This window comes from Streptomyces sp. NPDC097129, assembly GCF_055668065.1.
Genome location: NZ_JBVOQE010000006.1, coordinates 124,318 through 138,452 on the forward strand (window position 1 = coordinate 124,318; position 14,135 = coordinate 138,452).

General features: G+C 73.9%; 11 protein-coding genes. 5 read left to right on the plus strand and 6 right to left on the minus strand.

The genetic code is table 11. The annotated features are described in order from the left end of the window. The first annotated feature begins 441 nt into the window (after positions 1-441). Positions 442-1,194 carry an SIS domain-containing protein gene (locus AC0B9F_RS19060; protein ID WP_472004031.1) on the plus strand — a complete coding sequence of 251 codons (753 nt, stop codon included), beginning with the start codon at positions 442-444 and terminating at the stop codon, positions 1,192-1,194. A gap of 56 nt (positions 1,195-1,250) precedes the next feature. Here the strand turns inward: AC0B9F_RS19060 and AC0B9F_RS19065 are convergent, their stop codons facing one another. Together AC0B9F_RS19065 and AC0B9F_RS19070 are read right to left on the minus strand one after the other, a co-directional pair. Next, positions 1,251-2,648 (minus strand): PAS domain-containing protein, encoded by a 1,398-nt coding sequence (locus AC0B9F_RS19065; protein ID WP_472004033.1) that lies wholly within the window; start codon positions 2,646-2,648, stop codon positions 1,251-1,253. Between the two features lie 180 nt (positions 2,649-2,828). Further along, a complete protein-coding gene (locus tag AC0B9F_RS19070; protein WP_472004035.1) occupies positions 2,829-3,320 on the minus strand; it encodes a GNAT family N-acetyltransferase in 492 nt (163 codons plus the stop codon). 161 nt (positions 3,321-3,481) lie between these two features. Between AC0B9F_RS19070 and AC0B9F_RS19075 the strand changes: the two genes are divergently transcribed. Together AC0B9F_RS19075 and AC0B9F_RS19080 are read left to right on the plus strand one after the other, a co-directional pair. Then, positions 3,482-4,174 (plus strand): metal-dependent transcriptional regulator, encoded by a 693-nt coding sequence (locus AC0B9F_RS19075; RefSeq protein WP_472004037.1) that lies wholly within the window; start codon positions 3,482-3,484, stop codon positions 4,172-4,174. A gap of 574 nt (positions 4,175-4,748) precedes the next feature. Beyond that, complete coding sequence (locus tag AC0B9F_RS19080; protein ID WP_472004039.1) at positions 4,749-5,630, plus strand: alpha/beta fold hydrolase; 882 nt, start codon at positions 4,749-4,751, stop codon at positions 5,628-5,630. A gap of 65 nt (positions 5,631-5,695) precedes the next feature. Here AC0B9F_RS19080 and AC0B9F_RS19085 read toward each other — a convergent pair whose 3' ends face one another. The 3 genes from AC0B9F_RS19085 to AC0B9F_RS19095 are packed head-to-tail and all read right to left on the minus strand — an operon-like array spanning position 5,696 to position 8,757. After that, complete coding sequence (locus AC0B9F_RS19085; protein WP_472004041.1) at positions 5,696-7,285, minus strand: transporter; 1,590 nt, start codon at positions 7,283-7,285, stop codon at positions 5,696-5,698. After that, complete coding sequence (locus AC0B9F_RS19090; RefSeq protein WP_472004043.1) at positions 7,282-8,076, minus strand: ABC transporter ATP-binding protein; 795 nt, start codon at positions 8,074-8,076, stop codon at positions 7,282-7,284. Before AC0B9F_RS19090 ends, AC0B9F_RS19085 begins: the two co-directional genes overlap by 4 nt. Before the next feature lie 27 nt (positions 8,077-8,103). After that, on the minus strand, positions 8,104-8,757 hold the full coding sequence (locus tag AC0B9F_RS19095) for a bifunctional DNA primase/polymerase (RefSeq protein ID WP_472004045.1): 654 nt from the start codon (positions 8,755-8,757) through the stop codon (positions 8,104-8,106). A gap of 328 nt (positions 8,758-9,085) precedes the next feature. On the opposite strand from AC0B9F_RS19095, the gene AC0B9F_RS19100 reads away from it, so the two are divergent. Together AC0B9F_RS19100 and AC0B9F_RS19105 are read left to right on the plus strand one after the other, a co-directional pair. Next, entirely contained in the window at positions 9,086-10,471 is a 1,386-nt protein-coding gene (locus AC0B9F_RS19100) for a transcriptional regulator (RefSeq protein WP_472004047.1), read from the plus strand. Between the two features lie 168 nt (positions 10,472-10,639). Continuing rightward, entirely contained in the window at positions 10,640-12,703 is a 2,064-nt protein-coding gene (locus AC0B9F_RS19105) for a hypothetical protein (RefSeq protein WP_472004049.1), read from the plus strand. Between the two features lie 46 nt (positions 12,704-12,749). Here the strand turns inward: AC0B9F_RS19105 and AC0B9F_RS19110 are convergent, their stop codons facing one another. After that, complete coding sequence (locus tag AC0B9F_RS19110; protein WP_472004051.1) at positions 12,750-14,057, minus strand: ABC transporter substrate-binding protein; 1,308 nt, start codon at positions 14,055-14,057, stop codon at positions 12,750-12,752. Positions 14,058-14,135: the final 78 nt, after the last annotated feature.

Here is a 14,135-nt window from a genome sequence, read left to right on the forward strand (position 1 = left end):
GCACGCATCACTCACGCACTGGTCCGGCACCGCACTGATGTGGTGACGGACCGCTAGCCCGCAGCCACCTCTTCCGTCCGGTATGTGTACATCTGCCGAACCACCTCCCTTCTGAAGTAACAGCAAGCCTAGGAAGCTGGGCGCGGACCATCAACCGGTTTTTCGAGACGCGATGGCTGGGCCTCCTGCCGGAGAAGGGGCTGGCCGATCAAGCTGCTGGACCACCGGTCGGCGACCTGGTCTTCCGGCCGGCGGAGCGGGAGTCTTCGGCTGATGAGGTGGTCGATCGGGCCCTGGCGTATCGGCCGATCGCTCTGTGAGGCCGGATCCCCGCCGATCACCTGCGACAGTGCTGGGGCGGCTCGGCCGTATTGACACCGCACTGGTCCAGACCGCACCGTGATCCGCGATATGGACCGCGACTGCGAAGGAGCCCCGCGGATGAGCGACAAACTGGCCGGTCAGTTCTTCGACGCCGCGATCGGGCTGTTGCAGCGCGTCCGTGACGAGGAGGCGGAGGGGATCCGGGCGGCCGGCGTGCTGCTGGCGGACACGGTGGCCGCCGGGGGGAACCTGTTCGCGTTCGGTGCGGGGCACTCCTCGCTGGCCGCGCAGGACGTCGTCTACCGGGCCGGCGGGCTGGCGCTGATGAACCTGCTCGCGGTGCCCGGTGTGGTCGGCGTCGACGTGATGCCGGCGACGCTGGGTTCGGCGCTGGAGCGGGTGGACGGTCTGGCGAGCGCGGTGCTGGACAGTTCACCGGTCCGCGCGGGCGACGCGCTGGTGATCATCTCCCTGTCCGGGCGCAACGCGCTGCCCGTGGAGATGGCGATGAACGCCCGCGCGCTCGGCGTGAAGGTCATCGGCGTCACGTCGGTGGCGTATGCGACGCAGACCAGGTCACGGCACGTGTCGGGGACGTATCTGAAGGACCACTGCGACATCGTGCTGGACTCGAAGATCGCGGTCGGGGACGCGGAGCTGTCCATGGAGACGATCCCGGCGCCGTTCGCGCCCGCCTCCACGGTCGTCACGTCCGCGCTGCTGCAGGCCGTGATGGCGACCGCGGCCGGGGCGCTCGCCGACCGCGGCATCGAGCCTCCGCTGCTGCGCTCGGGCAACGTCGACGGCGGGCACGAGTGGAACGGGCGGATCCTCACCGAGTACCGGGACCGGATCTTCTACCGGCACTGAGCCCGCCCTCAGCTCACCCCGCCCTCAGCTCACCCCGCCGTCAGCTCGCCCCGCCCTCACTTCTCCTTCGTGGCCTCCGCCAGGTCCAGGGCCATCGCGATGTGCGCGGCCACGTCCTCGGCGTAGGCCGTGTCGAAGCGTTCGAAGGCGGTGCGGCCGCTGCCGCGCAGGAACGTCACCACGCCGAGCGTGCGGCCCCGGCTGCGCAGCACCGTGCACAGCGCGTGCACGGTGTCCGCCGGCCACTGCCGCTCCTGCGCCCACGCGGCCGCCTGCTGCGCCGGTACGGCCCCGGCGGCGGCCCGGACCGACCCGGCGCGCTCCACGCTCTGCAGGGCCGGGTGGCCCTCGCCGTAGCGCACGGGCAGGCCGGCCGGTGTGTCGGGCCGGCTGGGGCCGGGCGCGCCGGAGGGGGTGGCGGCGACGCGGACGAGCCGGACCTGCCCGGCGGCCTCGGCGTCGGTGACGGGACCGCCGGCGAGGCGGTCGATGAGGGCGTGGTCGGCGAAGCCGGCGAGGGCGAAGTCGAGGTGGACGGTCGCGGCCTCGGCGGGATCCTCGCACTCGGCGGCGGCGCGGGCCGCGCGGTGCAGCTGGTTGGTGCGGAAGCGCAGCAGCGACGCCTCCTGTTCGGTGTGCTTGGCCTCGGTGACGTCCTGGAAGAGCCAGCCGACGCCGAGCGGTACGGGTTCTTCCGCCAGCGGGCTGGCGAGCCGGACGAAGCCGCTGCGCCAGCAGCGCCGCCGGTCGCCCTCGGGGGTGCGCACGCTGACCCAGATCTCCGCGGGTGCGGGTGGGGCGCCTTCGGCCAGGACGTGCGTCAGCGCGCTCTCCAGCTCCTCCACGCCCTGGGAGAGCAGGTCGCCGAGGGGCCGGCCGAGCGCGGAGGTGCGCCCGGTGCCGAGCGCCCGCGCGGCGTGCGCGTTGACGACGGCGGGCCGCAGGTCGGCGTCGACGAGGACGACGCCCCAGGAGGCGTCCTCGAAGAGGGCCTCGCTGAGCGCGATGGACCGCTCCAGGTCGATCTGTGTGTGCACCTCGCTGAAGGCGCAGTACACGCCGGCGGGTTTGCCGTCGGGGCCGCGCACGGCCGCGGACTGGGTGCGGACGAGGACGCGTCCGCCGTCCTTGGTCAGCAGCGCGAACTCGTGGACCTGCCGTCCCGGCGCGTGCATCGCCGACAGCAGGCGTGTCTCGACCTCTTCGGCGTCGGCGCTGCGCACCGCCCAGCCGGCGAAGCCCTGCCGGCCGACGGCCTCGGTCGCGCTCCAGCCGAGGATGCGTTCGGCCTCACGGTTCCAGTGTGTGACGACGCCGTGCGCGTCGAAGGCGCACAGGGCGGCGTCCATGCCGTCGAGCAGCGCGGCCAGCAGATCCGCGCCGTCGCGCTCCGGCGGCTCGGGCTCGTCCGGCCCGAGCTCGTCGGTGGTCCCACTACGCCGGGAAGCACTCACCTGAACCCCCTGCTGCAGGCTGCGTCCGCACGCTCCGAGCGACGGTTCGCTCAGTGCAATCATTCAACTTGAACGTGACGCAGCACACACCGGGTTCCCACAAGATTGAAGGAATCGTTGTACGGCGGAAAACAGACGGCGAACGGCTGCCGAGCGCAGGCCACGGCGGCCGGGCGGGGCCTACGCGTGCGTGGCGATCCGCAGGTCGAGCCGCAGGTCGATCCAGAGGTCGCTCTCGCCGTCCAGGACGTAACGGTCGGTCTCGACGAATCCCCGGGCCTCGGCGAACCGCAGCCCGTCGGCGTTGGCGGCGAGGACGCACGTCTCCACGGTCTGAGCGCCCTGCACGCGCGCGTGGGTGAGCGCGTCCTCGTAGAGCGCACCGCCGATGCCCCGTCCGCGGTACGGGGGCAGCACCCGCGCGATGACGGTCGCCGTGCCGTCCTGCGGGGGCCGTACGGTCGAGCAGCCGACGAGTACGTCGCCGAGGTAGGCGTTCGCGAGCCGGTGGCGTTCCAGCCGGTCGCGGGCCTCGTCAAGGGACATGGCGGCGGGCGGCACGATCACGTTGTGCACATGGCGCCACTCCTCCAGCATGTCCTCGCCGGTGACCTGCTCGATCCGCGGCTCCGGCCCGTTCCGCGGGCCCGTGTGCCCCGTGTCCCTGGTCATGGCCGGCACGCTAGATGACCGGCATGGACACGTCCATCGGATACCGGCCCGCCCGGCGGCGCGGCACGGTTGTCAGTGGGATCCGGCAGAATTGACACCAGGGCCAGCGCACGCGCCGAAAGGGCCGTCGAGCCTTCGGCACATCTCATCGAGGGGCACGTATGTCCGGACTGATCGACACCACGGAGATGTATCTCCGCACCATCCTCGAGCTGGAGGAGGAAGGTGTGGTCCCCATGCGCGCCCGGATCGCCGAGCGGCTCGACCAGAGCGGGCCGACGGTCAGCCAGACGGTGGCCCGGATGGAGCGGGACGGCCTGGTGTCCGTCGCCAGCGACCGGCACCTGGAGCTCACCGACGAGGGCCGCCGGCTCGCCACGCGCGTGATGCGCAAGCACCGCCTGGCGGAGTGTCTGCTGGTCGATGTGATCGGGCTGGAGTGGGAGCAGGTCCACGCCGAGGCGTGCCGCTGGGAGCACGTGATGAGTGAGGCCGTGGAGCGCCGGGTGCTGGAGCTGCTGCGCCACCCGACCGAGTCGCCCTACGGCAACCCGATCCCGGGTCTGGAGGAGCTGGGCGAGAAGGACGGCGCGAACCCGTTCCTGGACGAGGGCATGGTGTCCCTGGCCGACCTGGACCCGGGGACGGAGGGCAAGACGGTCGTCGTGCGCCGTATCGGCGAGCCGATCCAGACGGACGCGCAGCTGATGTACACGCTGCGGCGGGCGGGGGTGCAGCCCGGTTCGGTGGTGAGCGTGACGGAGTCGGCGGGCGGCGTGCTGGTGGGCAGCGGCGGCGAGGCGGCCGAGCTGGCGGCCGACGTGGCCTCGCACGTCTTCGTGGCCAAGCGCTGAGCCCCACCGCGAGCGCCGGCGCCAGGCGCTGAGCCCCCGCCATGGCCTGCGGCGCCACGCGCTGAGCTCCACCGTTGCCTGTGACGCCGGGCGCCGGGTTCCACCGAGCCCGCGGGGCCGGCGCTGAAGGCGCGGTCGGCTCCCTCGCAGCGCGCTGGGGCCGAGATTCGCCATTCTCAGCGCGGCGGCGCCGCCGCGTGCGAGGCTGTCGCGGGGAGGTCCGCAGCCGAGGGGGCAGGTAGATGTGCCGCAGACATGGGGAGGGCCCCGGCGCCCTGAGGCGCCGGGGCCTGTCCTCCCCTGTTCTGACCCGGAGCCCCGAGCTCCCAGGGTCAATCCCCTCGGACCGTTTTCCCCGAGCGGTCCGCCTCCCGTTGAAGATCTCCCCTCGGCAGCGCCGATCATTCCTTGAGGGAGGTCACTCGAAGGAGGGGTGTTGCCCGCAGAGAAGGGCATTTTCGAATACCCATTCGATAGTCTGCGGATGACGGAGGCCGGCCGGAGCTGATGGGGGCACAGCGACGGCACGGCGACAACGGCAGCGACAGCGCGGAGCGTGGGGGTGCCAGTTCCAATGGTGCGGCGTATCGACGTGACCGGCGCGGGCGGCGTACGCCTCGCGGCCTGGGAGTTCGGCGACCCTCCCAAGGGCGACCTTGCCGGGCAGGGCCCGGGCGGACCGGAGCCCGCGTCCGGTGTGCTGTTACTGCACGGGCTGATGGGCCGTGCCGCGCACTGGGCGTCCACCGCCCGCTGGCTCTCCGAGCGGCACCGCGCCGTCGCCCTCGACCAGCGCGGGCACGGCCAGAGCGAGAAGCCCCCGCGGGCCGCCTTCACCCGCGAGGCCTACGTCGAGGACGCCGAGGCGGCGCTGGAGCAGCTGGGCCTCGGTCCCGCCGTCGTCATCGGCCACGCCATGGGCGCGCTGACCGGCTGGCAGCTCGCCGCCAAGCGCCCCGACCTGGTGAGCGGCCTCGTCATCTGCGACATGCGGGCCTCCGCGCTGGGCGCCGCCTCGCAGCGCGAGTGGGGCGACTGGTTCAGCTCCTGGCCCGTCCCCTTCGCCACGCTCGCCGACGTCCGCAAGTGGTTCGGCGAGGACGACCCCTGGGTCGAGCGCCCCAACCCGGCCCGCGGCGCCTTCTACGCCGAGGTCATGCACGAGACCCCCGACGGCTGGCGTCCCGTCTTCGACCCGGAGCAGATGCTCAAGTCCCGCGAGACCTGGGTGTACGACGCGCACTGGGAGGAGCTCACACAGGTGCGGTGCCCGACGCTCGTCGTGCGCGGGCTGGACGGGAAGCTGGGGCGGGCCGAGGCGCAGGAGATGGTGCGGGTGCTGCCGCGTGGCGAGTACGCCGAGGTGGCCGACGCGGGCCACCTCGTCCACTACGACCAGCCGGAGGCCTGGCGGTCGGCCGTCGAGCCGTTCCTCGACGCCGTCCTGACGGGGTGACGGCCGGTCCTGGACAGACATCATGTCGGCCAGGGCGCTGGAGCGCTCTGGACAGCGGCCACGGCTCAGCCCTTGCTCACCGCCCACAGGATCTCCGGCAGTCGCGCCGCCGTCCGCGGTGCCGCCAGCCGCAGCCCCAGCCAGGTGATCAGCGTGCCGTACACCGCGCCCACCGGCAGCAGCAGCCAGCCGTAGTGGCCCGCCTCGCCGGTGACGTTCAGCCAGATCGTCGCCGCGATGACGGGCGCGCACAGCAGGGCCGCCGAGACCATGCCGCCGAAGATCGCGATCCAGGCCAGGCCGGTCTGGCCCGGGACCACGTTCTTGTGGCCCTCCTGCGGGATGGAGTACGGGAAGCGGGCCGACATCCACGCGCCCGTGGACAGCATCGCGCCGAGCAGCGCCAGTGACAGCCCCAGCACCTCGGGCAGCCGGCCCCACTCGCCGAGCAGCGCCGTCGTCACCACGGTCACCAGCGTCGCGTACGGCAGGGTCACCACCAGCAGCGCCAGGGCCCGCGCGCGCAGCTCGACGTAGGCGTCGCGCGGGGCGGAGATGGTCATGGCGACCATCCAGAAGGCGGAGGTGTCCTGCCCGAACTGGTTGTACATCTGGATACCGAGCATGCCCGCCGCGAAGCACGCGAAGTAGAGCGACCCGGTGCCCTGCACCGCGTTGAACACCGGCACGATCAGCCCGATCGCCAGCGAGGTCACCCAGGCCGCCTTGGTCTTCGGGTCGCGCCAGATGTAGCGCAGGCTGCGTTCCATGACCGTCCCGGTGCGCCCGGCCGGCAGCAGCCGCGCGAGCCCCCCGGACGCGCCCCGCTCCCGCCCGGCCGGCTCGGCGGCCTGCAGGGTGGACGCGTCGGGCGCGGTCATCACCTTGGTCAGGGTGCGCGCCCACACCGCGATCAGCGCCGCCAGCCCGCCCACGCTGACCAGCAGCTGCCCGGCCGCGACGCCGTACGCGCCCGCGCTCGCGGAGTCCACCGCGCCGAGCGCCGACGCCGCCGGCAGCCAGCGCACCACGGCGGTCACCGGGTCCAGCTGCCCCAGCCCCGCCGCGCCCAGCCGCTGCGCGCCGAAGTTGACCACCTGCACCCCGACGGCGATCACCAGACCGCTCAGCACCGCCAGATCGCGGCCCCGGCGGCTGCTCAGCAGCCGGACGTTGGCGGCGGCGACGGCCCGCGCCAGCGCCACGCACACCAGCAGCGCGAGCGGTACGGCGACGACCGCGACGGTGTACGCGGCCGCCCCGTGCGCCACCGCGATCACCGACCCGACGAGCAGCAGCAGCGTGAACAGCGGCCCGATGCCCACCAGCGACGCCGCGAGCAGCGCCCGCACCAGCGGCCTCGGCCGCAGCGGCAGCATCACCAGCCGGCTCGGGTCCAGCGTCTCGTCGCCGCTGGGGAAGAACAGCGGCATCACCGCCCACCCCAGCGCCAGCACCGCGACCAGCAGCACCACCAGGGAGACGGCGTGCGCGTGTCCGCGCAGCAGGATCAGGCCGAGCAGTTGCAGGGCGGCGAACAGGAGCGCGATGACGGCGGAGGCGATGTACGCGGCCCGCCGCCCCCCGGACTGCCGCAGCCCGTTGCGCAGCAGCGACAGCTTCAGCCGTACGACGGTGGCGGTCACGTTCGTCATCGGCCGCCGCCGCCCAGCCAGTCGAGGTCGGTCCCGGCGTCCCGGCCGCTCGCGCCGACCAGCTCCAGGAACGCCTGCTGCAGGGTCGGGGCCGCGCCGCGCACCTCGGCGAGCGGACCCTGCGCCCGGATCCGGCCGGCGGCCATCACGGCCACCCAGTCGCACAGCGACTCCACCAGTTCCATGACGTGGGAGGAGAAGACGACGGTCGCGCCGGAGGCGGTGTAGCGCTCCAGGACGCCCCGGATGATCTGCGCGGACACCGGGTCGACGCCCTCGAACGGCTCGTCCAGGAAGAGGACTTCGGGGTTGTGCAGCAGCGCGGCGGCGAGCCCGATCTTCTTGCGCATTCCGGTCGAGTAGTCGACGACCAGCTTGTGCTGACTGCCCGCGAGGTCCAGTACGTCCAGCAGCTGCCCGGCGCGCTTGTCGACCTCGGCGCCGGGCAGACCGCGCAGCCTGCCTGTGTACGCCAGCAGCTCCCGCCCCGACAGCCGCTCGAAGAGCCGGAGCCCCTCCGGCAGCACCCCGATCCGCGCCTTCACCTGCACGGGGTCGCGCCACACGTCGTGCCCGACGACCTCGACGGTGCCCTGATCCGGCCGCAGCAGCCCGGTCACCATGGACAGCGTGGTGGTCTTCCCCGCCCCGTTCGGCCCGACGAGCCCGATGAACCGACCCGCGGGCAGCTCCAGATCGATCCCACCCACAGCGACCTGCTGCCCGAACCGCTTCCACAGGCCCTGTACGCGTACAGCGGCCGGCCGGTCCCTTTCCGTTCGCTCCGTCATGAGGCAACCGTAAGGGGAGGGGTGGGATCAGCGGTCCCGCCCGCAGGCATAAGCGAGCGGTGACACCAACTCCTCCGCATCCGGCAGCCACCGGTTGGCCGGAGTGGGCCGCAGAGCCCACTGAACGGCACCCCGTGTGCCGTAGCGCGTGGGCGGCGCGGCGACCCAGGCACCCTCCCCCAGCACCACCAGGTCCAGCGAGGACACCGACCAGCCCAGCCTGCGCAGCAGATCCGGCAGCTTCGCCGCCGCGCCCGGCAGCACGAAGAAGTGCATCCGCCGGTCCGGGGTCAGCGTCACCGGCCCGAGCGTCAGCTCCATCCGCTCCATCCGGGCCAGCGCCAGGAACCCGGCCGTCTCCGGGACGGACAGCGCGTCGAACGTCCGTCCCGTCGGCAGCAGAATGGACGCGGCCGGCTGCTTCTGCCACATCCGGCGCGCGACCGTCGCGCTGCCCGTCGCCAGCGTCGCCCAGTCCTCGCGCGCCGGGTGTGCGCCGGGTACGGCGCACACCGGGTCGCCGCAGGAGCAGACCTGCACCCCGTCGGCGGCCTCCAGCCAGGTGCCGGGGAACACGTCCCAGTGGCGCTCCTCGGCGTAGCGAACTGCGGCTTCCAGCAGGGATTCCCCGCGCTGCTTCGGGATCTGCGCGGCTTCGGTGCCCGGGATCGTCTCTTCCACGTGGAACTCAACTCCCGCACCCACCTCCGGTTACGGGACGCGTCGCGCGCGGGGGAGGAGCATCGATTCGGCGTCCGGGGCGCATGGGTGCACAGGTGGGGGCGCGCGGAAGGTTCGAGGTGGTGAGCGGGTAACCACGTGAGGGCGGCATCCGCCGTTACCCCGGCAATCCGCCCATGCCTCGCATTTTCGGTATGTCCGCTGGGCATTGATCTTCACGGCCCGATCTTCACGCCGCCCGGCGACTCGTTCGACGAGTGGAGAAGGCCATGGAAGACACGACCACTCGGTGCACGGGCAGGCACCGCAGCCACAGGGGGTAGTGCCAATGGCCGCAAGGCCTCTCGTCGCGCGGCAGCCGAACGAACGGCTGCAGGCGCTCATCCAGGAAGCGGGATGCTCGAACGCCGGGCTGGCCCGCCGGGTCAACATGTGCGGCGCCGAGCACGGGCTCGATCTGCGGTACGACAAGACGTCGGTGGCGCGCTGGCTGCGCGGGCAGCAGCCCCGGGGACGGGCGCCGGCGATCATCGCGGAGGCGCTGGGGCGCAAACTGGGCCGTACGGTCACGATCGACGAGATCGGCATGGCCAACGGCAAGAACCTCGCGTCGGGCGTCGGCCTCCAGTTCTCGCCGACGGTGCTGGGAGCCATCGAGCAGGTCTGCGAGCTGTGGCGCAGCGACGTGGGGCGCCGCGACTTCCTCTCGGGGTCGTCCGTCGCCGCCTCGGCGCTGGTCGAGCCGAGCCGTGACTGGCTGATCTCCTCGCCCGACGCGCAGGTGGCACGGCAGGCGGGCCCGCGCGTGGGCCTGTCCGACGTGGCCGCCGTGCAGGCGATGACACAGGCGCTGGTGGATCTGGACCACCAGTACGGCAGCGGTCATGTGCGGCCGGTGGTGGTGCACTACCTCAACAGCGTCGTCTCCGGGCTGCTGGCGGGGTCGTACCGGGAGGCGGTCGGCCGTGAACTCTTCGCCGCGGTGGCCCGCCTGACGGAACTCGCCGGGTACATGGCCATCGACACCGGTCAACCCGGGCTCGCCCAGCGGTACTACATCCAGGCGCTGCGACTCGCGCAGGCGGCGGGCGATCGCGGTTACGGCGGATATGTGCTGGCCGCCTCCATGAGCCACCTGGCCGCGCAGCTCGGAAACCCGCGTGAGATCGCGCAGTTGGCGCGGGCGGCGCAGGAGGGGGCGCGCGGCCGTGTCACCCCGCGCGCGGAGGCGATGTTCTTCGCGGCGGAGGCCCGCGGCCACGCGTTGCTGGGCGACGTGCGCGCCGCACACGCGGCGAGCGGACGCGCGGTGAGCGCCATGGAGTCCGCCGACCCGGCCTCCGGCGACGATCCCGTGTGGATCGCGCACTTCGACGAGGCGTATCTCGCCGACGAGTTGGCGCACTGCCACCGCGATCTGGGCCAGCCGGAGGCGGCCGCCCGGTACGCGGAGCAGTCACTGGCCGGGCACCCCGCCGGCAGAGCCCGGCGCCGGGCCATCGGGTATGTGCTGCTGGCCACGGCACAGGTGCAGCAGCGGGAGATCGAACAGGCCTGCGCGACCGGGCTGAAGGCCGTGGAGCTGCTGGAGTCGCTGCGGTCCAACCGGGGCGCGGAGTACCTGGAGGACTTCCAGCAACGACTGGAGCCGTACCGGGAGGAGTCGGTGGTAAGGGAGTTCGGCGCCCGGCTGGACCTGCAGACGGCGGCGTGAACGGGCCGCGCACGCGCGTGGCGGGCCTTGTACAGCGTGCGGGAGCGCGGGTTTGTTACGGGAATCACAGGGAAGGAGGTGCCTTTCTCCGCTGCGTGGCATGGGCATCCGGGGACCCGGTAGCGTGAGCCGACGATTGACCAAGGTCCCCCATTCGTAGGAGTCCCGGTGACGCAGAGTGGACAGGGCGAGGAGCCCTCGGCGCAGCCCGCGCGCGAAGGCATCGTGCTGCCCTCCGACGGCGGCGAGCCCGTGCTGCCGGGGATGAGCGGCCCCGCGCAGGGCCCGTACGCCGGGAACCCCGCCGGGGGACCGTACGCCGGGGGTCCGTACGCCGGTGGTCCGTACGGCGACGGTCCTTATGCCGGTGGGCCGCACGGCGCGGACCGGCAGCCGGGGCCGTACCAGAACGCCCCGCAGCCCGGTGGCGCACCCGGCGCGCAGTACGGCGGCCAGGGCGCCGCCGCTCCGGCGGGCGGGCAGGCCTGGGGCGACCCGTGGGGTCCCGGGCAGCAGCCCGGCCCCGCCCCGGCGCCGGACCAGGGGTGGTCCGGCGCCCAGCAGTGGCCCCCGGCCGGCCAGAGCGGCGCGGGCCCGCTGCCCGCCGAGGGCACCCCGCCGCCGTACACCCCACCCGCCCCGCACGACGCCTACGGCGCCCCCCAGCCGCACTCCGGCGGCTACGGCCCCGCGACGCCCGGCGGGCAGCACGCGAACCCCGGCATACCCAACGGCCGGCACACCGGCTCCCCGATGCCCGGGCAGCCGACGGGCCCCGGCGCGCATCCGCAGGCCGGCGGCGACGCGGGCGGCTATGGAAGCGCGCCCGCCCCCGGGCAGCACACGGCCCCCGGGCAGCACACGGCCCCCGGGCAGCACACGGCCCCCGGGCAGCAGCCCGCCCCCGGTCAGCAGACGCCCCCCGGGCAGCTTCCCCCGGCCGCAGGGGCGGCCTCCGCTCACGGCCAGGGTGCGCCGCTGCCCCCCGCCGGAGCTCCCGCGCCCGGGTACGGCGGCGCCCTGCCGCCCGCCCACGGCGCCCCGCTGCCTCCCGCCGGAGCCCCCCTGCCGCCCGCCGACGACGGCGCGACCCAGTACCTGCCGCCGGTGGCCCCGGGCGGTGCGGGCGATGCGGCGACGCAGTACATCCCGCCCGTCGCCGCGCAGTCCGCGGACGACGCGGCGACCCGCTACATCCCTCCCGTCGGCCCCGGCGCGCTGCCGCCCGAGTCGCCGGCGGACGCCACCCGCTTCCTCGGCCGCGCCCCGCAGCACGCCGGGCCGCAGCCCGGCTCCGGCCCGCTGCCGCCCGCCGCCGACCCCGACGCGCAGGCCACCCAGTACATCCCGCCGGTCGCGGCGCAGCCCGGCGGGATGCCGGGATACGGCGACCGGCAGCCGCCCGCGGAGTTCGCGGGGCTGTTCCGCGACGAGCCGGCCGCCGCCCCGGCGGGGGCCACCCAGCAGCTGCCCCAGATCGGCACCGACCGCCCCGGCGCGCCCCGGCCCGGGTATGTGCCGCCGTCCGCCGGCCGGCGCGGCGCGCGGGAGGACGACGGCGGCGCGGACCGGAGCGGCGGCGGCCGTTCGGGTTCGCGGCTGCCGCTGTTCGCCGCGATCGGCGTCGGCATCGCCGTCGTCGGCATCGGCGCGGGCGCGCTGCTCGGCTCCGGCGGCTCCGACGACGCCAAGGCCGACGCGCCGGCGAACGTCTCCGCGACGGCCCCCACCGCGACCTCCTCCTCCGCCGCCTCCGCCTCGCCCGCCGCCGACCCGGCGAAGCAGCAGGCGGTCGCCCTGGACCAGCTGCTCGCCGACAGCGGCAGCAGCCGCGCCGCGGTGATCGCGGCGGTCGCCGACGTCAAGGGCTGCCGCAATCTGGGCCCGGCCGCGAAGAACCTGCGCGACGCCGCCCAGCAGCGCACCGGCCTGGTGACCCGGCTGGCGACGGTGCCGGTGGACAAGCTGCCGAACAACGCCGCGCTGACCGGCGCCCTCAAGAGCGCCTGGCAGGCGTCCGCGTCGGCCGACAGCCACTACGCGGCGTGGGCCGACCAGGTCGCCGGCAACAAGAAGCTGTGCCACAAGGGCAAGGCCGCCGGCACCCCGCAGGCCCAGGCCGGCAACCGGGCCAGCGGAACCGCCAGCGCGCAGAAGCAGAAAGCCGCCCAGCTGTGGAACGCGATCGCACAGCAGTACGGGCTGACCCAGCGTCAGGCGGGCCAGCTGTAGCCGCCGGCGGTGAACCGCGCCGGGACCGTGGCCGCCCCGGCGCGGTTCAGTTCAGGTGCGCGTTCTTGAGGGTGTCCGTCACGTCGACGAAGCCCTTGCGGGCCGCGACCAGCCGGCCGTCCCGGGCGACCTGCAGGGTGACGTCGGTGTTGACCAGGCGCGGGAAGCCGACGGGGGCGAGCTTGCCCGCGAACGGCCAGCTCAGCGTCGGCGTCAGCCCGCCCGTGGTGACCCGCACACCGTCGTCGAGGGCGTGCCGGACGGTGTCGGCGGTCACCTCGCCACCGCCGAGGGACTGAACGACCTCGCGGAAGGCGGTGTAGGCGATGTACGTCGTCTGCACCCCGGCGTCGGCCGGATCGATGCGGTTGTCGGTGAACGCCTGCTCGCTGATGACCTGCTTCAACCCGTCCCAGCGCGGATCGGTCGACACCGGGTACCAGCCGGTGATGTACGACCCCTCGTACGGCCCGGTCTTCCCGCCCGAGGCGTCGACGGCGGTCTGGTCGACGCTGCCCATCACCGTGGCCGCCCCCACCTCGGGATACCCCGCCCGGGCCCGGCGGAAGGAGTCCATGAAGGTGCCGGTGCGGTCGCCGAGGGCCGGCACCACGCACCCCTTCTTCCCGGAGTCCCGGGCGGCGCGTTCCAGCGCCTGCGCCGACTGCGCCTCGTACTCGGTCGCGTCCTCGTCGGCCACCAGGTCCCCGGCGTCCGCGTGGCCGCCCGCCTTCAGCCCGGCGTCGAGCAGCGAGGGCAGTTCGTCGCCCGCGATGGTGTCGGGGCGGACCAGCGCCACGCGGCCGCAGCGCGCGGCGAGCTCCCGCCCGAGGCCGGCGAGCAGCACCGGCTGGCCGCCGTTGACCGGGTACGACAGCGGGCTGGTGAACTCGGCGGTGGTGACGCCGTAGCCGCCGAGGTAGGGGATGCCGGCGCTCTCCAGCGGCGGGAAGTAGGAGTCGGAGTACTGGCTGTAGGAACCGACGACCGCGACGGCGTGCTCGTTGACCGCGCGCCGGGCGCACTGGGCGGCGCCCACGGTGTCGTTGTGCTCGTTGCAGGTCAGCACCTTCAGCCGGCGGCCGTTGATGCCGCCGTGGGCGTTGATCCAGCGGGCGTAGGCCTCGGCGAAGGCCGGCATACCGGGCTTGTTGGTCGCCGTGGTGTCCATCGGCGCCCAGGTCATGACAGTGACGGGATCGCCCCCGGAGCCCCCCGTGGCACCGGGGATGATCCCGCAGCCGGCGGCCAGCGACGCACACGCCACCGTGGCCGCCGCCGTCGTGGCGGCTCTGGTCAGAGGCCGGGTGGTCAGGGGGAGGACGGTGCTTCGCGTGCGTCGCCTGCCGGTCATGCACACGCACGATTCCCCCACATCACCAACCGGGGAGTGACCCAGGGTCAACGGACGGTGACATGCAGGTGAATTACG

Bases quoted from the DNA above. Each gene is read 5' to 3' on its own strand.
- AC0B9F_RS19075 (WP_472004037.1), top strand. From the start codon at position 3,482: ATGTCCGGACTGATCGACACCACGGAGATGTATCTCCGCACCATCCTC.
- AC0B9F_RS19085 (WP_472004041.1), bottom strand. From the start codon at position 7,285: ATGACGAACGTGACCGCCACCGTCGTACGGCTGAAGCTGTCGCTGCTG.
- AC0B9F_RS19110 (WP_472004051.1), bottom strand. From the start codon at position 14,057: ATGACCGGCAGGCGACGCACGCGAAGCACCGTCCTCCCCCTGACCACC.
- AC0B9F_RS19060 (WP_472004031.1), top strand. From the start codon at position 442: ATGAGCGACAAACTGGCCGGTCAGTTCTTCGACGCCGCGATCGGGCTG.
- AC0B9F_RS19090 (WP_472004043.1), bottom strand. From the start codon at position 8,076: ATGACGGAGCGAACGGAAAGGGACCGGCCGGCCGCTGTACGCGTACAG.
- AC0B9F_RS19100 (WP_472004047.1), top strand. From the start codon at position 9,086: ATGGCCGCAAGGCCTCTCGTCGCGCGGCAGCCGAACGAACGGCTGCAG.
- AC0B9F_RS19080 (WP_472004039.1), top strand. From the start codon at position 4,749: ATGGTGCGGCGTATCGACGTGACCGGCGCGGGCGGCGTACGCCTCGCG.
- AC0B9F_RS19070 (WP_472004035.1), bottom strand. From the start codon at position 3,320: ATGACCAGGGACACGGGGCACACGGGCCCGCGGAACGGGCCGGAGCCG.